Annotated in this window: 17 protein-coding genes and 1 tRNA gene; 11 read left to right on the forward strand and 7 right to left on the reverse strand. The window is 74.4% G+C overall.

Annotated features, from left to right (window positions below; all coding sequences use genetic code 11):
* Window positions 1–27: 27 nt before the first annotated feature.
* The 3 genes from AC5R91_RS12840 to AC5R91_RS12850 all read right to left on the reverse strand — a co-directional run bounded on the left by AC5R91_RS12840 (window position 28) and on the right by AC5R91_RS12850 (window position 6,250).
* Window positions 28–4,158, reverse strand: a complete 4,131-nt coding sequence (locus tag AC5R91_RS12840; protein WP_495397382.1) for a winged helix-turn-helix domain-containing protein — start codon at window positions 4,156–4,158, stop codon at window positions 28–30.
* Between the two features lie 886 nt (window positions 4,159–5,044).
* Window positions 5,045–5,344: a DUF4193 family protein gene (locus tag AC5R91_RS12845; RefSeq protein ID WP_009740125.1), complete on the reverse strand. Its 300-nt coding sequence runs from the start codon at window positions 5,342–5,344 to the stop codon at window positions 5,045–5,047.
* Window positions 5,345–5,857: 513 nt separating this feature from the next.
* A complete protein-coding gene (locus AC5R91_RS12850) occupies window positions 5,858–6,250 on the reverse strand; it encodes a GroES family chaperonin (protein WP_495397383.1) in 393 nt (130 codons plus the stop codon).
* 439 nt (window positions 6,251–6,689) lie between these two features.
* On the opposite strand from AC5R91_RS12850, the gene AC5R91_RS12855 reads away from it, so the two are divergent.
* The 4 genes from AC5R91_RS12855 (at window position 6,690) to AC5R91_RS12870 (ending at window position 12,337) form a co-directional block, all read left to right on the forward strand.
* Window positions 6,690–7,352 carry a hypothetical protein gene (locus tag AC5R91_RS12855; RefSeq protein WP_495397384.1) on the forward strand — a complete coding sequence of 221 codons (663 nt, stop codon included), beginning with the start codon at window positions 6,690–6,692 and terminating at the stop codon, window positions 7,350–7,352.
* Window positions 7,353–7,585: 233 nt separating this feature from the next.
* A complete protein-coding gene (locus tag AC5R91_RS12860) occupies window positions 7,586–10,225 on the forward strand; it encodes a hypothetical protein (protein ID WP_495397385.1) in 2,640 nt (879 codons plus the stop codon).
* Window positions 10,226–10,471: 246 nt separating this feature from the next.
* Window positions 10,472–10,918: an ATP-binding protein gene (locus AC5R91_RS12865; RefSeq protein ID WP_495397386.1), complete on the forward strand. Its 447-nt coding sequence runs from the start codon at window positions 10,472–10,474 to the stop codon at window positions 10,916–10,918.
* Window positions 10,919–11,101: 183 nt separating this feature from the next.
* On the forward strand, window positions 11,102–12,337 hold the full coding sequence (locus tag AC5R91_RS12870; RefSeq protein ID WP_495397387.1) for a lysylphosphatidylglycerol synthase transmembrane domain-containing protein: 1,236 nt from the start codon (window positions 11,102–11,104) through the stop codon (window positions 12,335–12,337).
* Between the two features lie 36 nt (window positions 12,338–12,373).
* Here AC5R91_RS12870 and AC5R91_RS12875 read toward each other — a convergent pair whose 3' ends face one another.
* Both AC5R91_RS12875 and AC5R91_RS12880 read right to left on the reverse strand, forming a co-directional pair.
* Window positions 12,374–12,976 (reverse strand): histidine phosphatase family protein, encoded by a 603-nt coding sequence (locus tag AC5R91_RS12875; protein WP_495397388.1) that lies wholly within the window; start codon window positions 12,974–12,976, stop codon window positions 12,374–12,376.
* Window positions 12,973–13,386 carry a DUF3618 domain-containing protein gene (locus tag AC5R91_RS12880; protein ID WP_495397389.1) on the reverse strand — a complete coding sequence of 138 codons (414 nt, stop codon included), beginning with the start codon at window positions 13,384–13,386 and terminating at the stop codon, window positions 12,973–12,975. The genes AC5R91_RS12875 and AC5R91_RS12880 overlap by 4 nt, the downstream gene beginning before the upstream one ends.
* A gap of 510 nt (window positions 13,387–13,896) precedes the next feature.
* On the opposite strand from AC5R91_RS12880, the gene AC5R91_RS12885 reads away from it, so the two are divergent.
* From AC5R91_RS12885 to bcp, 5 genes are all read left to right on the forward strand, one after another.
* Entirely contained in the window at window positions 13,897–14,817 is a 921-nt protein-coding gene (locus AC5R91_RS12885) for a hypothetical protein (protein WP_495397390.1), read from the forward strand.
* Between the two features lie 174 nt (window positions 14,818–14,991).
* Window positions 14,992–15,840 carry an SCO family protein gene (locus AC5R91_RS12890; RefSeq protein ID WP_495397391.1) on the forward strand — a complete coding sequence of 283 codons (849 nt, stop codon included), beginning with the start codon at window positions 14,992–14,994 and terminating at the stop codon, window positions 15,838–15,840.
* Window positions 15,840–16,379 (forward strand): DoxX family protein, encoded by a 540-nt coding sequence (locus AC5R91_RS12895; protein ID WP_495397392.1) that lies wholly within the window; start codon window positions 15,840–15,842, stop codon window positions 16,377–16,379. The genes AC5R91_RS12890 and AC5R91_RS12895 overlap by 1 nt, the downstream gene beginning before the upstream one ends.
* Window positions 16,363–17,295 (forward strand): DsbA family protein, encoded by a 933-nt coding sequence (locus AC5R91_RS12900; RefSeq protein ID WP_495397393.1) that lies wholly within the window; start codon window positions 16,363–16,365, stop codon window positions 17,293–17,295. The genes AC5R91_RS12895 and AC5R91_RS12900 overlap by 17 nt, the downstream gene beginning before the upstream one ends.
* Window positions 17,296–17,456: 161 nt before the next feature.
* Window positions 17,457–17,948, forward strand: coding sequence for a thioredoxin-dependent thiol peroxidase (bcp, locus tag AC5R91_RS12905; RefSeq protein WP_495397394.1), 492 nt, complete (start codon window positions 17,457–17,459; stop codon window positions 17,946–17,948).
* Between the two features lie 19 nt (window positions 17,949–17,967).
* Here bcp and AC5R91_RS12910 read toward each other — a convergent pair whose 3' ends face one another.
* Window positions 17,968–18,699, reverse strand: coding sequence for a hypothetical protein (locus AC5R91_RS12910; RefSeq protein ID WP_495397395.1), 732 nt, complete (start codon window positions 18,697–18,699; stop codon window positions 17,968–17,970).
* A gap of 318 nt (window positions 18,700–19,017) precedes the next feature.
* Here AC5R91_RS12910 and AC5R91_RS12915 point away from each other — a divergent pair.
* Window positions 19,018–19,098 (forward strand) — tRNA-Leu (locus AC5R91_RS12915).
* A gap of 125 nt (window positions 19,099–19,223) precedes the next feature.
* Complete coding sequence (locus AC5R91_RS12920; RefSeq protein ID WP_495397396.1) at window positions 19,224–19,361, forward strand: hypothetical protein; 138 nt, start codon at window positions 19,224–19,226, stop codon at window positions 19,359–19,361.
* 40 nt (window positions 19,362–19,401) lie between these two features.
* On the opposite strand, the gene AC5R91_RS12925 is transcribed toward AC5R91_RS12920, so the two are convergent.
* Entirely contained in the window at window positions 19,402–20,616 is a 1,215-nt protein-coding gene (locus tag AC5R91_RS12925) for an RCC1 domain-containing protein (RefSeq protein WP_495397397.1), read from the reverse strand.
* Window positions 20,617–20,910: the final 294 nt, after the last annotated feature.

The following is a 20,910-nucleotide window of genomic DNA, read 5'->3' on the forward strand; positions in this document are numbered from 1 at the left end:
CAGACAGTCTCAGCGCATCGGACCGTCTCAGAGCAGGTGGAGTTCGCGGGCGCGGTGCACCGCGTCCCGGCGCCGCGGCACATCGAGCTTGCGGTAAATGCTCTTCAGGTGCGTCTTCACGGTGTTCACCGAAACGTAGAGCTCGGCCGCGATCTCGGCGGTCGTCAGCATCGTCGGCAGGTAGCTGAGAACCGCGAGCTCTCGATCGCTGAGGCGGTCGCCGGCCGCCGGACCCCCACCGGGCCGCCGCCGGCCTGGCTCCTGGGACCACCGGTCCGCCGCCCCGGTCCGCGGGACGCCACCGAACGCGTCGCCCCCCGTATCCAGGTGCGAACTCGGATACGCGCCGCCGGGTCGCCGACTGTGCCGAGCCGAGTTGGCCGCGGAGCCCGTCCCGCCCGGGACGTTCGATCCGCCCGGGACGCCCGGGACGCCCGGCCGCGAGGCCCCGGGCGGTGGCGGGCGGCCGCGCCAGTCGACCGAGGCACCCGCGCGGCCGCTGCCACCGCCCCTGATGTGGGGTGAGTCCATGCCTACCGCAGGCGGGCCGCCGGCGCCCGGCGCCTTGGGCGAGCCGACGGCGGGAGTCCCTCGCCCGGGCGCCGGCCGGCCGGGCGGCGACGCGTACCGCCCGCTGTGCTGGGAACCGCCGCCACCACCACCGGGGCCGGCGCCGGCCCGCCCGGACGGCGTGCCGCCAGGCGCCGGCCACGGCAGCCGGCCGCCCGCCGCCGGGGGCCGGGCAGGCGGGACCGACCGGGCCGGAGCGGGCACCAGCACGCCTGAGCCCCGCGTCCCGGTCGCCGGCGCAACCCGGCGCTGGTCGACACCGGGCCTGGGCAGGAGCTCGGCCCCCGCGACCGCCCCAGCGCCGCCTGCGCCCGGCCCGCCGGCCGCACCCGTCCCGCCGGCCGGCTCACCTCCGCCGAGCGTGGTCGCTTCGCCGGCCGCCCCACCTCCGCTGGTTGGGCCAACTCCGCCCACGAGGCCGACTCCGCCCGCCGGGCCATCTCCACCAAGCGCGGCGACTCCGCCGAGCGCGGCGAATCCCCCGACCGCGCCGACTCCGCCCGCCGCAGAAACGCCGCCCGCCGCAGAAATGCCGCCCGCGGCAGTGACTCCACCGCCCGATCGGTCGCCGGGCCTCGCCCGCCACGCCCCGGCACTCGCCGCCGGCGCGGCTGCGGCCACGGCGACACGCAGGGTGTCAACGAACTCGGGATGGGCGGCGGCCAGCCCCGGATGCGCGTCGAGTAGCGCCAGCAGCTCATCGCCAAGATCGAGAAACGGAGCGGCCAACCCCTCGTCCTCGGCGAGGACCAGGGCCCGGGCGAGCAGTCCGGTTGCCCGGGCATGATCATTGCGGCGGGCCGCGGCGACGGCGGCGAGCGCGCACGCGGCGACGACCGGACCGCCCCCGCCGCCGTCGGCACGCAGCAGACCGGCGACCGCGTTCTCGGCCGCGTCCAGATCCGCGCAGCCAAGATCAGCCCGGGCCGCGGCCAGCGCCAGGACGTGGTCCGGGCGGCGGCCGTCCGCGGGGCGCCCCAGTACCTGCCGCGCGGCCTGGGCGTTGCCGACCGCGAGCAGCAGGTCGACCTCGACGGCCTGCCACAGCGACAGGCACAGCGGCGGACCGGCCGGACGGCCCCGCCCGCTGAGCAGGCGGCGGGCGGTACGAACGTCGTCCGGACGACCCCGCCGGCACCGCGACCGCGCGTCCAGCACGACGACGAGATCGAGCAGATGCGGCGGATGCCCAGGTCCCAGCCAGGACCGGGCGGCCTGGAGATGACCGACCACCCGTTCCCCCTCGGCCCGGGCGATGGCCACCATCGCCATCGCGAGATGCGCCTCGACGGCACCAGCCATCCCCGGCAAGTCGGCGACGGTCGCATCACCTTCCGTCACACCAAGTCCGTCGGCGAGTGCGGAGACGGCACCGATCGTCATACCGACCTTCCCCACCGTGGTGCTGGGAAGAGTCGCCTCGCCGGGGCGATCGCTCGGCTCCCCGACCGCGGCGAACACCACCGCGGCCGCCGACTCGGCCAGCCGAAGCCGGCCCCGTAGCGCGTAGGCGAGCGCCAACGCGCCGGCCGCGGACATCTCGACCACCCGGGCGCCCGCCAGCCGGGCAGCCTCGACCGCCTCGGTCAAAGCGTCCACCGCGGGTTCGGCACGACCGAGCCACAGCTCTGCCCTCCCCCGCCCGCACCAGGCGAGCGCCGTGACGATCTCGCCGAGGCGATCGTCGTCCCGGCCGGGCGAGCCGGGTGACCATGCCGCGCCCGGCCGTTCCGGCCAGCCACCCTCGCCGCCAACCGGGGTCGGTTCGACGCGGGCGGATGACGGCGGGCCGTCCCGATCGGCGGGCCGATCGGCGGGCCCGGCGGCCTGCCCGTCGCTGCGGGCAGGGACGCCGGTGCGCGACGGCGCGCCCACCCGCCGGCCGGAGCCCCGCCGCTGGCCGATGCCGGCGTCCGGGCCGGCACGCAGCAGCCGACGGGCCACCCCGAGCATCTCCTCGCCCGCCCCGGCCAACTCGGCCCGGCGCAGCTCGACGAGATCAGCCTGCGTGGACAGCGAACGACGCCGGGAGATCGCCGCAGCCGCGATCGCCAGGCGGGCCATCTCCAGGCACCGGGTCGCCTTCGTCACCCGGCCATGGCGAAGATGCCCGACCGCGGCGACCAGCGCGCATTCGGGCGCCCACGACGCCCACGACGCCGGCATCGCCGCGAGGGTCGGTTCGAGCCGGAGCGCGGCGCCGGACAGCGCGTCCACCATCCCGGCACCGTCGACGAGCAGACAGGACGCGTACCACCAGTCACCGGCCCACGCCGCGTGCCGTACCGCCTCGGCCGGCCGGCGGTGCGCGGCGAACCACAGCGCCGCCCGCAGATGCAGCTCGTCGACGTCCTCGGTGCGGTCCCGCGCCAGGTCGGAGCGCAGCAGCGCGGCGAACAGCCGGTGGTACCGGAACCGGATCCCGTCGTGGTGCGCGACCACGAACCCGTACCGTTGCGCGATCTCCGCGAGCACCTGCGCCGGCGGGGCCAGGTCCGTCTCTCCCACCACGGCGTCGGCCAGCGGGCCGGTCATCGACTCCAGCACGCTGGTGCGCAGCAGGAAACGGTGGACCGCCGGGGACTGGCGGGCGAGCAGCTCGGCACGCAGGAACTCGACGATCTCCGGTGTCGCGGCCAGCGAGGCCGACTGCGGATCCGGATCCGCGGCCCGCACCCGTCCCCCGACCGGCACCCACTGCGGCGCGGACGCCGACGACGCCCACGGCGAGGACCCCCCGGTCCGGCCGCCGGCCCGCTCCGCGTCGAGCGCGCCGCCGAGGCGTGCCGCCGCCCCACGGCCCAGGGCACCCGCCGCCAGGCGCAGGCCGGCCGGCCATCCCTCGGTGGCGTGCAGCAGGCTGCCAACCAGTCCCGCCGTCGCAGACACCCCCTGTGCCCGCAGGAGATCGGCGGACTCGGACCGGGTGAACGCGAGCGCGTCCGCATCGATCTCGGTGACCCGCCCGGCGGCGCGCAACCGATGCAGCGCCAGCGGCACCGCCCGACCCACCAGGATCGTCCGGGCACGCTCGCCGGCCTCGTTGACCAGGAGTTCCAGCCCGTCCAGGTCACTGCGCCCGTGCAGGAGGTGGACGTCGTCCAGGACGAGCACGAATGGCGCCGGTAGGTCCGAGAGCAGGTTGGCAAGCTGCCGGTAGCCGCGGTCGGGCGGGTGGTGCGCCGCGGCGGCGCCGGGACGGGCGAGATCGGCATCGGCCGGGATGAGGCCGGCGCGGCCGAGTCCGTGCAGAAGTTGCGGCCACAACGGCACGGTCGGACCGCCGGGAACCGTCGGCGTCGCCGCCGGATCGATCCGGATCCAGACGAGCGGTGGCCGCGCGGGCCGGGCCGCGGCCCAACCGGCGAGCAGCGTGGTCTTGCCCCACCCGGCCGGAGCCCGGACCACGGTAAGCGGGTGCGTCACGGCCTCGTCGAGTACCTGGCGCAGTCGGGGCCGGTCGAGGCAGTCGGACGGGAGCGTCGGCACGACGAAGTGGCCGCGTACCAGGGGCAGGCCGGCGGCCGCGACGGGCCGGGGCGCCGCACGGCCGTCCGGACCGGACACCGTCTCGTCCGGATGAGCCACACCATGATCTGCACCGGGAATGACGTCGTTCGGTCCGGGCGCGGGGTCCGGACCGAACGCGGGGTCCGGACCGGGCATGGGGTCCGGACCGGGCATGGGGTCCGGACCGGGCATGGGGTCCAGACCGGGCACGGCCTCGGCCGAGGCGAGGGGGGCCCGGTGGGCGGGTGCGACGGGACGAGACGGGACAGCGCCGGGCACCAGTGACTGTTCGTCGAGCATTCCACACCACCCCCACGGCAAGTTGCTCTCGGTAGTGGTACAGCTACTCGGCCGTATGGGCAACCCGTTGTCCCCCGGTGGCGCAGCCATTACCGGCTGGGCGACAGGGCAGGCCGGACGGGCCCGGACGACTCGCCGTGCGCGGCCGTCCCCGAGCCGACATCCGCAACGCCGGCGCAGCGGGCGGATCGGGGACGGGGGCACCAGGCCGGGGGCCCGCGTTCAGGTATCCCGCGCAGCCGCGCCGGTCAGCCCACGCCGGGGCCACGCGGGGCCGGCGGTGGCGACGAACAACACGTCGAAGTGCGGATGCCCGCCATGACCCCGGATAGCGGACCAATGATTAGTAGGTGGCGTCGAACAGCGCCTTAGGACGGCGGCCACGGTCACGAACGCGGTCGCGGCACGCCGCCCGGCGTGGGTTCGCGCCCCGCCGGGGTCATCCCCGTCGCGGCCCTCCCCCGGTGCTGGTGGTGCTGGCGTTGCAGGTGGTGCGGGTAGTTCTGGCGTTGCGGGTGGTGCGGGTGGTGCTGGCGTTACTGGTGCTGGCAGCCCGGAGGAGGGCGGCGGCGGGCCGACCGGGAGCGTCGGGTCGGTCATGACGCCCCCCGTGTCGGCCGCCGCACCTGGCGTTGCACCGTGCCGGCCGCTGATCCCGGCCCTGTCAGGCCGCGCAGTCCGAGCAGACGATGCGGCGCGGATCCGCCAACTGGCTGCGGTGCTGCACCAGAAAGCACTGGGTGCAGGTGAACTCGTCCGCCTGCCGAGGAAGTACCCGCAGCGACAGTTCCTCGTCGCGGACCTCGGCGTCGGGCAGGTCCAGTTCGGCCTCGAGAGCGTCCATGTCGTCCCCGAGGTCCGCCGCAGCGCCCGCGCGCTGCGCCTTGAGCGTCTCCAGGCTCTGCTCCTGGAGCTCGTCCTCCTCGACATCCGTGCTTCGCCGAGCGTCGAAGTCACGAGCCATGCGTCTCCTTCCTTTCCCTGCCGTCGTTCAACCCAGGGGTTATGCCAACCCGCGGGTAGTGGTTCCCGCCGAACACGGGGGGCCATTCAACACGGCACCCCCGGACATCGGCTGGCTACGGTACGCAATGACCCCGAGGATGGGGGATGCAGTGCCTTATGTCCGCATTCCCGGTGCCTCCGCCACATCCAAGGGTCCCGGCCGGAACGCGGATCTCCAAAGCCGAGCGAAGGATACGGGGCGCAACCGCGTCAGGCCAGACAGGGGGCCGTCGGCGCGGTGTCGCTCCCACCACATTCACGACCGGACGTCACGACCCGGGCGGATCGCCTCCATCCCGATCGATGCGGCACCGTACACCATTCGGGCCCGGGGGCGGCGCCGGGTGGTCGGTGAATGGCGCACGCGCACCAGGCGGGGTTGCCTCGCCCCGGGGCGAGGCCGCAGAGATGGCGAGGCCACAGAGATGGCGAGGCCACAGCGGGCGAGGACTCAGCCTCAGCGGGCGAGGACTCAGAGGTAGAGACCGGCGAGCCCGTCGTCGAGCCGCTCGGCCGCGACGGCGTGCACGTCCCGCTCCCGCAGCAGGACGTAGGTGGTCGTATGCAGCTCAACCTCGGCGCGGTCCTCTGGATCGAACAGCACCCGGTCGCCGACCTGGATGGTCCGCACCGCGGTGCCGACCGCGACGACGTCGGCCCACGACAACCGCTTGCCCATGTGCGCGGTCGGCGGGATGACGATGCCGGCCTTCGACCGCCGGTCCACGGCGTCCTCCCGGGGCTCGACGAGCACCCGGTCGTGGAGAAGCCTGATCGGCAGCGCTCCGGCCTGCATGACACCCGCCTGCGTGCCTGCCCCGGCCACGCCACCGACCCCGTTGACACCGCCGGACACAACGCTCACAGGGCGGACACTACCCGCCCACGCCGGGCCCGCGGCACCCCCCGGCGGTCTTTCGTGCGGACCGCGCACCGTGCGCGCGCCTGGTGGATCCGGTCACCGTCCCTCTCGGACTTACCGTCCGGTGCCCGTCCGCCTTCCGCGCCGCCGCGGTCTCGGCGTCCGCGATCCCGGCACGCCGACCCGGATCGGCATCGTGCGACCGATTGACCTGGGGTAACGAGTTGATGCACGCAATCGGCGTTGCCGGCATCGCGCACTATCGGCGCAGAGCCCTCCGAAACCTCCCCGGATGGGGAATGGTCCCCCAACGCGGTATAAGCTGCCGCCCATCGCTGCCCGGGCTGGCGCTGACGGGCGGCGTGCCGTGGCACCTCTCGATCGTCCGTTGGCGCCCAGGTAACCGTCGGCACGTAACGAACCTCAGGGATGGGGCACCACCATGGCATTGCGCATCAGTGTCGATCTCGATGGTCTGCGCTGGGCCGATCTGTTCCGCTTCGTCGATCTGGCCCGCAACGGCGGGATCAGTGCGGAGGATCAGGTCGACGTCATCACCTACGGCAGCGACCCGATGTCGGTCAGCCTCTCCGCCCGCATCTACCCGGCGACCGAGAGCTTTCTGGCCCCGGAGCAGCCGGACGCGTCCGGTGATGGCCTGCGTGGTGCCCCGCTCTCGATCGCCCCTGGTAGCGCCACCCCCAACGGCTCGGGATTCGCCTACGACGGAGGTTCCGCCGAGCGGAACGCCGCCCAGAACGGCACGCATTACCCCGCGTTCGACAACGGTCAGGATCGCGCCGGCGCGGCGGGCGGGGGCAGCCTGCCGCCGTACGGCCCCGGTTACGACGCGCCGACCGACCGGGGCGGTCCCGCGCCCGGCGGCCATTACCCCGCCTTCGACGGTCAGCCCGACCGGATGTCACCGAACGGTGGCGGTCAGTTCGCGGGATTCGAGCCATTCGATCGATCCGGACCGGGCAAGGAGCCCGGAGGTGCCCCCGGGCAGGTCGAAAGTCCCTACATCGAGGAATTCGCCCGCCTTCAGGAGGGCCTGATGCGCCAGGTCCGGCGCACCGACGAGGTCCGGCCGGACCGCTCCTGATCAGCGATTAGCCCCGCCGCACCGCCGCAATTACCGGGCCCCGGGCGGGACGTGACCGCGCACCCGTCGGCCAGGCTGTCCGCCACCACGCTCACCGCAGGTGAGGAGGAGAAGACCGTCAGCGCCGCCCCGTACCGTCCATCGGATGCGGATTGTGAGTCAGCCGTGACGGCACCCTCCATGGTTCTACGCCGTTCGCACCCTCTCGCCCGCTATGGTGCATGCTGCCTGTGATGGACGATCCGCGCCTTGCCGACGTCGAGCAATATCACGGGCGTTTGCGCTCCGAGCTCGACGTCATCGCGCGTGGGCCCGTGCTGGTCGGCCCGAAGATCATTGAGCACATCCATTCCCTGATCACGCTCATTGATCTGCACCAACCGAACGAGTTTGATCTCTGCCTGAGCTGCGACCGGCTCTGGCCCTGCGCCTCGATCATGGCCATCACCGGTATCTCGCAGGACGCCGGGGACGGTGCCCACAACGGCGAGGCCGAGCCGAGCTACGACGAGCCCGGGGCCGAGAGCGGCGCCCTCGCGGCCGCCCAGGCCGCCGCGCCCGACACCGGCCGCCCGCCTCCCCTGCCGCCTGCCGGCTACGACGACCGGGAGCACAGCCGAGACGACCGCTCCGACCGCGGAGCCGAAGACCATCGCTTCGGTGAGCCACGGTTCGGTGAGCTTCGGACCAGTGAGCCAAGGTTCGACGAGCCGAGGTTCGACGACCAGCGGCCGGACGACCGGCGCTTCGCCCCCCAGAGCGTCGACGACCAGAGCCTGCACGACCGAAGCTTCGACGACCCGCGATCCGAGGACCGAGGCTTCGACGATCGGCGGCCCGAGGACCGAGGCTTCGACGACCAAGGCTTCGACGACCGGCGCTACGACGACCGGCGGCCCGACGACCGGCGCTTCGACGATCACAGTGCGGGAGGTCGGCACCAGGAGAGTCGCACTCACGCCGGCCGGGGCCGCGACGATCGCGGCATCGAAACCCACCCGGACGCCGGGCGGGACCGCGGCCATGTCCCACCGCCGGGTCCGGGCCGTCCCCCGATGGACGTCGCGGCGCAATCGCGCCAGTCGGGCCTGCCGGGCACCCGACCCGCCGGCCCGCCGCCGCCGGCCGCCCGCCCCGTCCCGCCCACGCCCACGCCGCAGCCCTCGACCCCAGGTCGGCCTAGCGGCACCCTGCCGGCGGTCGCGGCGTACGGCGGGACCATGCCCGGCGACGCCGATCGGTCCCCGGACCGCACCCGTGACGGCTATGCCGGCTACCCACCGGCGGTCGCGGCCGGACAGCCGACCCCGGCCTGGCCGACAGGCCCCGCGCCGCGGATCCCGGTACCGCCCGACATGCCCCGCCCGAGCGGCGCGACCCCCAGGCTGCCCGGGATCAACGATGCGGGCCGACGCCCGGCCGCGGAGGTCGGCCGCAACGACGGGTCCCAGGGGCGCCACTACGCGGCCCACCCCAACGGCACGGCGGCCCACCCCAACGGCACGGCGGCCCACCCGTCGGCCGGCGCGCCCAATCTGCCCGGCACCGCGCCGCCCTCGCCGGGGACGCCGCGCCAGTCCGGGGCACCCGGCTTCGCGCCGTCGCCCACGGCGGCGGGCAGGCCGTCCTTGGCGCAGCCGCGGGCCACGGGCGCGTTCCCAGTCGCCGGGGAAGCCGGCCGGGAGCGACCGGACGAGTACGGTCCGGCGCTGCCGGGCCTGGCGCCGCCCGCGCCCGCCGCCGGCCGACCGGCCGATGTCCCGGCGCGCCCGACCGGCGCTCAGCCCCGGTTGGCGGGCGGCCAGCGGCCGGACGGCCCGCCGGACGCCTTCCCGAGTCAGCCCCGGCCGGTCGATCACAGCGCGCCGCCCGGATATCCCGAGCGGGTGTCCGTGCCGGCGTCCCGGCCCGCGCCGCCGATCTCCGGCCCGGTCGAGATGGCGTCGGCGCGGGCGAGCGGCACCTGGTCGCCACCCCAGCACGCGCGGCAGACTCGCGCCGCCGGCCCGGCGGCCCGCGGCCCGGTGGACGGCCAGGCCGGCGACTGGTCCGGCCCGCCACGAGGGCACGACGCCGGCCCGGCGGGAACGGGCCGGTCCGATGCTCCGGGCGGTCCAGGACTTCCGGGCGGCCCAGGCCTCCCGGACGGCCCAGGCCTCCCGGACGGACCGGGCGGGCCCGGCCGGGCTGAGGGGCCGCGCATGCGGGCCAGTCCGGGAGCAGGTCCGAACCACGAGGGATCGCGGCTTCCACCGGGCCGCGTCGGAGGCGACGGTGCAGCCGGCCTCCGCCAACCCCTGCCGGCAGGCGCCGACCACGAACGGTCCGCCACGCTCGGCGGTGGCCCGCCGCACCGCGGCGACGCCCCACCCGAGCGTCGGCCCGCGGGCTGGCACGCGGACGGCGATCTGCCCGGTCGTCCCGGGCAGGACGGCCCCGGACGGGCGGGCCCGGATCCGCGGGAACGGCGGGGCCGAGGGCAGGCACCTGCGCCGCCCCGGTCCGGACCCCCCACCGGCGCGCCCCCACCGAACGGCCGATCGCCCTACGCGGCGCCCGCCGGAAGCCCGGCAGGCGCGGCGGCGGGCGAGGAACGCTCAGGGAGTCCCGGCCGGGGCCGACCGATCGGGGCGGGCGGTTCCGGCACGCCGAACCCGCCGGGCCGCGGGCCGGATCCCCGCCCGGGGCGCCCCGGGCGGGCCGAACCGCCTCGCCGGCCGGGTGGCCAGCCGGATCGGCCCGGGACCGCGTCGGCCCGGGAGGCCGAGCTGTCGGCGGCGGCCGCGCGCATCGACCAGGCGCAGGTAGACGAGGTGACCCAGGCCTGGCTGGCACGCCGCGAATCCGTGCTGGACGGCATCGACGTCATCTGAGTCCCCGGCAGACCCCGCTGCACACCGCATGCCGAGCCGTGTTCCGCGGCGCGTCGTCGCCCCGGATGGCCCCGCCGCGCGGTATCCAGATGCGGCACGTGGTCGTCAAGGCGACCGAGGGCCACGGACGGTGCAGGTTTGAGGTGGCGAGCGGTGTGGCACGTACGCGTCGCCGGGCACCTCGCCTGGCGCGGGGACGGCAACGGACGACGGAGCCGTCCCGCCCGATTTCACGGAAGGTGAGGCGTGGCCGAAGCACTGACCGCACGCTTCGACCTGCCCGCCGATCCCCGCGCCGCCGGCCGGGCCCGCCGTCTGGTCGCCGAACTGCTCGTCGCCTGGAGCCGCCCCGAGACCGTCGAGGTCGCGCAGCTACTCGTCAGCGAGGTCGTGACAAACGCCGTGCGGTTCGTCGGCGACCGGGACGCGCTGTGTCTGACCGTCGAGCTGCAGGCCGACCGGATCCGCATCGCCGTCGACGACGGGACCGCGCAGCATCCCGCGCTGAAGCCCGCGGGGGAGGACGACGAGTCCGGACGGGGCATGCACCTGGTCGCCGCACTGGCGCTGCAGTGGGGTGTCGTCGACATCCTGGACGACCAGGGGCCGGGCAAGCAGGTCTGGTTCGATCTCCCCCGCCAGCCGGATCCACCACGCCAGGAGGATTCGCTGGAGGCGGCCTGCGGCTCCTGACGGAGTCCCGAACGCACCCAGGACCGAATCGGCCGAGGAAGTGTAAAAGCGGCTTTTCCGCCCCATATCTCCCGATATGTCTCGTACGTGGCCCCGCGGGGCACAGACCGCGTGGCCATCACCGGCACCATTGGACGATTTGTCCGCTCCATGCGCCGACGACCGGAGTTAGTCAGGCCGACAATGCGGATGCTTCAGGTGTTGTTCAGGCAACTCGCGTACCGTGACCTGCGTCTCCATCGTCACGACCGTGACCACTGCTCCGGCCCTACGGGGGTTGTCATAGAGATCCCGGTCCTGCTCGACGCGGAGAGCGCCGCTGTTCCGATCGACCAGCCCGAGGCGCTGCCCCGCCAGCGCCGCCGCCCGGCCAGGCCCGAGGGTGCCGGGGCCGCGCTGGCGGAGCACCCGGCCGGGGTCATCGACCCTGACCGTCACGTCTTTGCCGAGCCCCTCGCCGTCGGCCTGGCGCGGTCCCGGCGCCGGCCCCTGGTGTGCGGGATCGTCGTCGCGGCGCTGCTGGTCGTGCTGGCGGTACGCTTCCGCGGGGACGCCGTCTCCCGGCTGTCCGGGGTGCCCGCCCCGCGGTGGCACTGGCTCGCCGCGTGCGCCTGCTGCACGGCGCTGTTCTACGTCGCCAACGGCCTGTCGATGCGGGCGGCCAGCGGCCTGCGGGTGGAGCTGCGCACGGTGACGGGCGTCCAGGTGGCGGCCGCGGCGACGAACCGGATCGTCCCCGCCGGCCTCGGCGCCATCGCGGTCCATCTGCGGTTCCTGGAGAAGCGCGGGATGACCCGGCCCGCGGCGCTCGCCGCCATCGCGTCGATCAAGGCCGCCGGCGCGATCACCCACCTGGCCGGCATCGTCATCGTGGCCGGGACGCTCAGCGGCTCGGGGATCGGCGAGGCGGTGGTCAGCCCCGTCCGATCCACCCTCGACGGAATCGGCGCGGGGCCGGTCCTGCTCGGCTGCATGGTCGTCTGCGCGCTCGTGACCGGGACCGTCGCCCACCCGCGAGTGCGGGCGATGGCGCGGCCCGCCGTCCGGGCCTTCCGCGCTCACGTGTCGGTCCTCGCGCACTCCCCCGGGCGCACCACGGTCCTGCTGCTGTCCCAGGCCGGCACCCGCGTGTTCCAGATCCTGGCGCTCGCCTGCACGGTGTGGGCATTCGGGGCCAGCATCTCGGTGATGTCGGTGGCCACCGTCTACCTCGTCGGCTCCATGGTGGCGGGCGCGGCGCCGACGGCCGGCGGGGTGGGCGCGCTCGAACCCGCACTGGCCTTCGGGTTGGCGGCCGCCGGCGGCGACGCCGCGACCATGCTCGCCGTCGTCCTCGTCTACCGGGTGATCAGCTTCTGGCTGCCGGTCCTGCCCGGGATCGTCGCCCTGGCCGGCCTGCGGCGCAGCGGGAACCTGTAACGCACCGGCCCGTGCCGCGAGCCTCGCGGCACGGGGTCAGGCAGGCAGGTTGAGGGCCTCGACCACCGGGGCCTCATGCTCGTGGCCGAGCACCGACAGCCCGCCCGCGGCCAGCACGAAGTACGCCCCGGCCCGGGGTGGCAGGCCGAGCCAGCGAGCGACGAGCACCCGCAGCATGTGCCCGTGCCCGACGAGCGCGACGTCGCCGCGTGCCAACCAGGGGCGCAGCCGGCCCAGCACCGTGTCGGCACGCGCGCCGACCTGTTCGGCGGTCTCGCCGCCGGGCACCGGCGCGGTCCACACCGTCCAGCCGGGCACCGTCTCGCGGATCGTCGCCGTGGTGATCCCCTCGTAGCTGCCGTAGTCCCATTCGGCCAGCTCGTCCCACCTCTCCCGCTCGGTCTCGGGGGTGGTGACCAGGCCGGCGAGGTCGGCGGTGTGCCGAGCCCGCGCCCGCGGGCTGGTCGCGACGAGCCCGAAGGACCACGTCGACAGCCGGGCGGCCTGCCCGGCGGCCTGGCGTTCCCCCTCGGCGGTGAGCTCGACGTCCGTGCGGCCGGTGTGCCGACCGAGCCGGCTCCACTCGGTCTCCCCGTGGCGCAGCAGCACCACCCGGCCCGGTGGGACCTGTGCGGTCATCCGCGGCGGGACGACCGCCGCCGACGGCGCCGGACCCCGCCGGCGAACAGCAGCAGCCCCCCGCCGACCAGTGCCACCCGATCCCACCGCACGACCCGCACGAGGGTGACGCCGCCCTGGGCCAGCCTGTTCGCCCCGGGCCCGCCGGCCTGGCCGCCGCCCGGGACCAGCACCCCGCCGGCCGCGGCGCCGGATCCCGCCGGTAGCTGCGGCACGCCCGGCCCCGGGCCGAGCCCGAGCGCGGGGCCGTAGCGCTGCCGCAGCTCGGCGGCCCTGATCCGGAGCTGCTCCTGAGTGCGTTCGGCGATCCGGCGTGGGCTGACGATCTCGGCGATCGAGTCGATCGTCTCGGCCAGTTCGGCGCGGGTCTCCTCGATCTGCCGCTGGATGACGGCCGGGTCCTGCGGCACGAATGTTGCCCTCTCGTCCGGTGCGGATGGCGACGGTCACGGTGTGCGCCGATCACTCGACGCCGCACCGCGGACGTCCCCGTCAGGTGCGGCCCTGTCGGGTGCGACCCCTTCGGGTGCGGCCGGCCCTGTTCCGATCGTGCCAGACCGACCACTCCCCGGCGAGGCGAAACGTCGAGTGGTCGTCAGGAGGTCTCTCACGTTTGCCCCCGCGTGCCGGCTTGCCCCCCACTTCGGCGCCCGCTCCCGCCCGCCGCCCCCGGCCCGCATCCGCGGATCAGCCCAGGCCGTCCACCGGATCGCCGACGTCGGGCCGGACTGGCCCGAGATCGCGAGTCGCCGGACATTACGCTGATGGCTGTGCGCGGCGGTCGGCAGCGGTCTGACCCGGGAGGGCATCGCCCCGGGCCGACCAGTCCTGACCCCCTGCATCCGCGCCAGCCCCTGCACCCGCGCCAGCCGCCGCAGCCGCGCCACCGGCCGCACCCGCGCCACCCGCGGCGCGGCGGGGTGTTCACCGGCGCGATCCCCCGCGGCACGCTCGCCGGAGCCGCGTTCGCGGTGCCGGCGGTGGCCTGGGCGCTACTCGCCCACCTACCGCTGGCCGGTCAGGCACCGCCGCCCGGCCGGCTACTCCTCGTCGCGCTGGCCGCCGTCCTGCTCGCCGCCGCGGCCGAGATCGTCCGATCGGTCATACCCGGCCGCCGCACCGACCCCGGGACCCGTCGCCAGCACGGCCCGCGCCGACGGATCGGCGGACCGCGGTCGTTCGGCGGTCTGCTCGCCGTCCAGGGCCTCCTGCACGCGGCGCTCACCGCCGCCGGCTGCGGAGCCGCGCCGCGGACTGCGCGCGGCGATCCCCTGCTCGGCGTGCTCCTCTGCCACGACGGCCAGGACGGGGCTTCGCCAGCCGTGCATGCCGCCGGGGCCCTGGTCGGCTCGGCACTTCACCCCGGGCCAGCGGCTCCTACCCAGTTGGCCGGTTCCGGGCTGGCGCACGTCGATCCGGCGCTGCTGGCGGCCGCCCAGCGGGTCGCGGCCGGGACCGGTTCCGGCGACGCGTCGGCCGCGGGTCACCGTCACCTCGGCGGCCTGGCCGGGTTCGTTCCCGGGTCCGCCTCGGCCGTCGCGGCCGCCCTGGCGATGCTGCTCGCCCACGCCCTGGCCGCGGCGCTGATGTTCTGGTGGGCCCGACGCGGCGCGGAGGCGTTGGCCGCCGCCGGTCGGCTGCTGGCGTGCCGGCTGCCCACCCTCTCGGCGATCTCGCCGCCTGCGGTGGGGGTCCCGCGGTTCGCGCCGATCGGGCGGGCCGGCTCGGTGGGGCGACCGCGCCTGCTGTTGCTGCGTCACGCCGTCGCCCGGCGCGGCCCGCCGGTGCCGCTCGCCAGTAGATCGTTCCGGGATGCGCCGTGGCGGGTCGCCGCGGTCTAGCCCCGCTGCCCGCGGGCCGGGCGGGGCACCACGCCGTCGCCTGTCCCGTCGCCGCGCGTCCCGTTCCGCCCCGTCAGCCCGTCACCCACCGCGTCTACGGCGATCGCCTTCGATCACGCTCGCCGCCGGCCGGTGGCGATCCCACGCGCCTGCGGCGCCCGCTCCTGGAGTGTCATGTTCCTGATCCGTCCCCGTCGCGAGGTCTCCATCCACCTCGGCCGGTCCCCCTCCCGCCACGCGGTCCCACCCGCTGCCCCGTCCCCCCCGATCGGGCCGCCCCCGCAAGCCCAGCACTCCCTGGCCGCCCAGCCCGCCCCGGCCGCCCAGCCGTCCCCGCCGGCCGGTCGGCGCCGGCCGAGGCGGCTGTTCGGCGTCCTCGGGTCGGCGTTGGCCGTCTCGTCGCTGTTGCTGGTAACCGCCTGCGCCGGTTCCGGAACGAACAACGGGGTGACCATCGTCGACGCGGGCGACGGGGACAACGACGGTCTGCACGGCACCGTCCCGGCGCAGCGGCTGGCCAAACCCGCCCTGAACCTGACCGACACCGACGGACACCCCTTCGACCTGCGAGAACGAACAAAGGGAAAAATCACCCTGCTGTTCTTCGGGTATACGAACTGCCCCGACGTCTGCCCGACGACGATGGCGGACATCTCCTCCGCACTCACCGAGGTCAAACCGGACGTACGGCAGCAGATCGCGGTCGTTTTCGTGACGTCCGATCCTGATCGGGATACCGGGCCGGTTCTCAGTCGTTGGCTTAGGCAGTTCGACGCGACCTTCATCGGTGTCCGTGGCACGTTCGACCGGATCCGCACCGAGGCCGAGGCCCTGGGCGTCCCCCTGGAGAAGCCCGAGGTTCAGGCCGACGGTTCCGTTCTGGTCACCCACGGCTCCCAGGTGATCGCCTTCTCCCGGGACGACCGGATCCGCGCGCTGTACCTGGCGGGCACGGGCGTCCAGGCATACATCGACGACCTGCCCAAGCTGACCGCCGAGCGGTCCGGACCAGAAGCCCGGTAATGAACACGATCGCCTACCGCCTCACCACGCCGACGCAGCCGGCGAGCCGGGGCATCTCCACTGTCCTACGCCTGGCCCTCGGCGCCGTCTGGCTCGTCGCCGGCCTGCTGAAGGTCAACGATCCGGACGGCATGCTGCGCTCGGTGCGGGCGTTCCGCATCCTGCCCGAGGCGCTGGTGCAGCCGGTGGCCTACGGCGTGCCGTTCCTGGAGATCGCCCTCGGCGTGCTGCTCATCGTGGGACTCGCGGTGCGGGTGACCGCACTGGTGTCGGCGCTGATGTTCGCCGTCTACGTCGCGGCCATCGCCTCGGCGGCGGCCCGCGGCCTGCGCATCGACTGCGGCTGTTTCTCCTCCGGCGGCGACCTGACGGCCGACGCCCCCACGCACTACACCTCCGAGCTGGTCCGCGACAGCCTGCTGCTCGCCGCGGCCGCGCTGCTCGCCTGGCGGCCCGGCGGCTATCTCGCCGTGGACCGCATCCTCGACAAGCCGGTCAACGACCGTTCCAGGAGTGACACAGATGGCCTCGAACTCTAAGACCCGCGGCAAGGGCGGGAACGGCCGGAACGCCCCGACCGCAGCCAAGCCCGCCGACCGCGCCGCCGACCGTCCCGCCGCCAGCTCCGCGGCCAGCTCCGGCGGCGGTGCCGGCGCCCGCGGCGGCGCCGGGACGAAACCGGCGGGAGGGGTGAGCTCCGCGGGGGGACCCGGTGGCGGATCAGGTCCGGCTCGGCGAGGCAGGGCTGGCGCCGAGGACCGGCGGGCCAAGGCCGCCGCCGCCCGCGCCGCAGCGGCGGCTCAGGAGCGGCGGCGCCGCAACCTGATCGTCGCCGGTGTGGTCGTCGTGGTGCTCATCGTCGCAGGCGTGATCGGCTTCGCCGTGCAGAACTCGCGGGAGGAGTCGAAGCCGGTCGTGCTGCCGGCCACGGCCACCGGAAGCGACAACGGCATCGTCGTCGGCCAGGCGTCCGCCCCCGTGACGGTGGACATGTACGAGGACTTCCAGTGCCCGGCCTGCGAGGCGCTGGAGACGCAGACCGGCCCGACGATCCGCACCCTGCTCGACCAGGGCAAGATCAAGATCGACTATCATGTGATGTCGTTCCTCGGTCCCGAGTCGAAGCGGGCGGCGAACGCTGCGGCCGCGGCCGCGAACGAGGGCAAGTTCCGCCAGCTTCATGACGTCCTGTACGCGAACCAGCCGGAGGAGCACACCGGCGGATTCACCAAGGACACCCTGCTCACGCTCGGCGCCAAGGCCGGCCTGGCCTCACAGGCCTACAAGGACGCCGTCAACAACGGCACCTACGACGGCTACGTCGCCAAGGTCGACGGCGCCGCGTCGAAGGCCGGCGTCACGGCGACGCCGACCGTCATCATCGGCGGCAAGCAGCTCTCCGGCACCCAGCTCACCCCCGACGGCTTCCGCGCCGCCGTCACCGCCGCGAGCTGACCCCGGCGCCCCAACCAGGTCAGCCGACCAGACCCGCGCCGCGGCCGGCCGTCTCCTCCCCTCGGGCGAGACGGCCGGCTGCGGCCGAGCGTCCTACTCCCAGGCCACGGCGGACGGGGGTGGTTTGCCGTTCCGCGCAGGCCACGACTACTTTTCGGGCCATGACTGAGACCGCCAGCGCCGCCCGTCTCGCCCCCGGCGACCCCGCTCCCGACTTCACGCTGCCCGACGCCGACGGCAACGAGGTGTCGCTGTCGTCGTTCCGGGGCCGCCGCGTCGTCGTCTACTTCTACCCGGCCGCGTCGACGCCGGGCTGCACGAAGCAGGCGTGCGACTTCCGGGACAGCCTTGCCCAGCTCAACGACGCCGGCATCGACGTCCTCGGGATCTCCCCCGACAAGCCGGCGAAGCTGGTGAAGTTCCGCGACAACGAGTCACTGACGTTCCCGCTGCTGTCCGACCCGGAGCGCAAGGTCCTGGCCGCCTACGGCGCGTTCGGCGAGAAGACGATGTACGGCAAGAAGACCGTCGGCGTGATCCGCTCGACGTTCGTCATCGGCGCCGACGGAAAGGTCGAGGTGGCGCAGTACAACGTCCGCGCGACCGGCCACGTCGCCAAGCTCCTGCGCGACCTCGACCTCGCCACCGCCTGACCGACCCGCCTCGCGCCGTCTAGCTCGCCGGCCGCAGGTCCCAGCGCAGCAGTACGTTCTGCGGCCGGCGCGGGTCGACCAGCACCGGGATACGCCGCGGCCGGCCGGACGAGGCGATCGCCGCGCGGCTGAGATCCATGTCCGCATCGGGCAGCACCGCGCTGCGCACCACCGAATACGGCGCGCCCCCCGGCCGATCAACGAGGAGGTGCACCTCGGCGACGGCCCGCCCGTTCACCCGCACGCCCGTGTCACACACCGTGTCGACGGTCGCGGTCGTCGCCTGCCCGGAGTGGATCAGCGTCAACGCCCGGTTGCGTTCGAGCAGGGCACGCTGGGCGGCGTGCCGGGGCCCCGACCGCCCCAGCCGGGACACGGTCTGCGCGGCCCCGTCGGCCGCCGCCGCGCCCCCCGCCGTCGGATGCCCACCAGCAGCGCCGGCAACGGCGAGATGCCGACGGGCGGCTCGAGCTTCGTCGCCCCGGTCGGCGGCACCCGCGAGCACACCGCCCGAGCCGATCTGCCCCTCGGCGACCGAGGTACCAGCGGTACCGACCGGCACATCGTCCGAGCCGGACACGTCACCAGCGATGGACCCGTCACCAACGACCACATCGGCCATGGATGTGGGCGGAGTGTCTGTGGGGCCGGCACCGATCGAGCCGGTGCCGGGCGAGCCGGTGGTAGCGGAAACGGCGGTGTCGGCGGTGTCGGTGGACGCGGCGGTACCCGGGGCCTCCGTCGTGGTCATCTGTTGTCGTCTCCCAGTCGTCCTCGCGCGGACCGGCGCAGGCACCAGCCTGCCGCCGGAGTACTGCCCGTGCGGGTCGGGCTGGCGACAGCGAGACCGCCGCGCCTGTCGGCAAGGCGACCGTCGGACGAAGGAAGCTGGCCGACGACGCGAACCCTGTTGACGGCCGGGTATGTGTCCGACTGCTATCCCCCCAAACCTCACGAAACCGAACGAGACGCATCTGGACGGACCTGACAGCGCACGGTGACCGCGGATCGACCCTTCGGAGAACCGCCATGCCACCGTGGTGCCGGTCCTCGCTACCCTGGAAGCCACGCGGGAGTGGCGGAATGGCAGACGCAGCAGGTTTAGGTCCTGCCGCCCTAGGGCGTGGGGGTTCAAGTCCCCCCTCCCGCACCCCCGATCGGGAACCGACTCACGGGATCGGGCGCACCCCGAGCGCGCGCAGGAAGGGCCCGTCCGCCCCCGTCCACCCCCGTCCGCTCAGGGTCATGCGCACCGCCGGCAGGCCAGGACAGCGGGTGGTTCAGGCGGAGAAGGAGGATCTCGCTCTTGACGCCGGAGTCGCCGAGCTGGCCGTGGTGTCGAAGGTGCCGGGGCCGAAGTCGTTTTCTGACCGTCCGGGTCGTCGCGCCGCGAACCCGCGGCCGGCGGTGTGAGCCGACCGCGGGCAGCGGAGGGCGGCGGAAGTGTGCCCCTCTAGTTCGAGGCTGGTAGCAGCCGGACCGCCATGCTGAAGAACCCGCCGCCGGTGATCTGACGCACCCCGGCCAACCCGAGCACCTTCACCGGTGTGTTGCGGTTCGTTTCGGTTCCGTCTCCCAACGGCTGACTACCCCACGCCCACACCGTGCCGTCGGAGAGCAGCGCCAGACTGTGCAGGTTTCCGGCAGCAATCTGGGTGACCGACCTGGGTCCCTGAGCGGCCCCAGGTCCCTGAGCGGCCCCAGGTCCCTGAGCGACAGAGGTCGTGGCACCCGCCGGCGGTAGTCCGGGAATCCGCACCGGCGTATGGTGGTCCGTCGTCGTGCCGTCTCCCAGTTGCCCGGTGCCATTGTTACCCCAGGCGAAAACCTGACCGGAGGGGACGCCGCCTGCGCCGCCGATCAACGCCAGGCTGTGGGTCTCACCGGCAGCAATCCGAGCGACCCCGGACAGCCCGGCAACTCGGACCGCAGTGGTGGAGTCCCTCGTGGTCCCGTCGCCCAGCTGCCCCTTCTGGTTCGCGCCCCAGCCCCAGACCGTGCCATCGCCGCGCACCACCAGACTGTGCCCGCCGCCAGCAGCGATCTGCGTAATTCCGGTCAGCCCAGAGACCTGCGCCGGCGTGGAGCGGTTAGTGGTGCTGTTGTCACCCAGCTGCCCGAACTCGTCGTCACCCCAGGCCCACACGGTGCCATCGTTACGTAGCGCCAAGCCATGGGCCGCGCCGGCGTCCACCTGGGTGATGCCGGCCAATCCCGAGACCTGTACCGGTGTGCGGCGGCCCCTGGTGCTGCCGTCACCCAGCTGCCCGTAGCCGTTGGCGCCCCAGGCCCAGACCGTGCCGTCGGAACGAAGGGCGAGCGTGAAGTGGTTGTTCGCGGCGATCTGGGTGATGTTGGTCAGCCCGGGCACCGGTCCCGGCGTGCTGCGGTCCGTCGTGGTTCCATCGCCCAACTCCCCGTTGAAGTTGAGGCCCGAGGTCCACACCGTGCCGTCCGAGCGCAGCACCACACTGTGGTAGCCGCCGGCGGCTACCTGGGTGACGCCGTCGGTCAGACCGACCATCTGAACGGACGTGAGGCGAGTTGTCGTGCTCCCGTCGCCCAGCGCCCCAGCGGAGTTGAAGCCCCAGGCCGCAGCTCCGATGTGGTCGGCAGCGGTGGAGGCGGCCACAGCCGGCCCCACCGGCGCGAACACCGCCGTGGCCACCACTGCCACCGACGCCGCCCAGATGGCGCGCCCGCGCCTGCGAGGCCACCTGCCAGTCGACCGGCTGCGCACCGGGTTGTCCGAACGAATGCCTACCCAACTCACCACGGTCCTCCTTCGAAGTGGCCCTTCCACCGCCGCTCAGCGGCGGGTCCAGACCCACTACTCGGGGCCCGGGCGGGCGCGAACCGCACGGATCCAGCCCGGTTGCGATCCTCATTGGTGAGCCGTGACGCGGGTGTGACACCGCCGTGCCGCCGTGACGCTCGGACAGTCCCGCGGCGGCCGGGTCCC

The sequence above is a fragment of the Frankia sp. BMG5.60 genome (genome assembly GCF_059428125.1).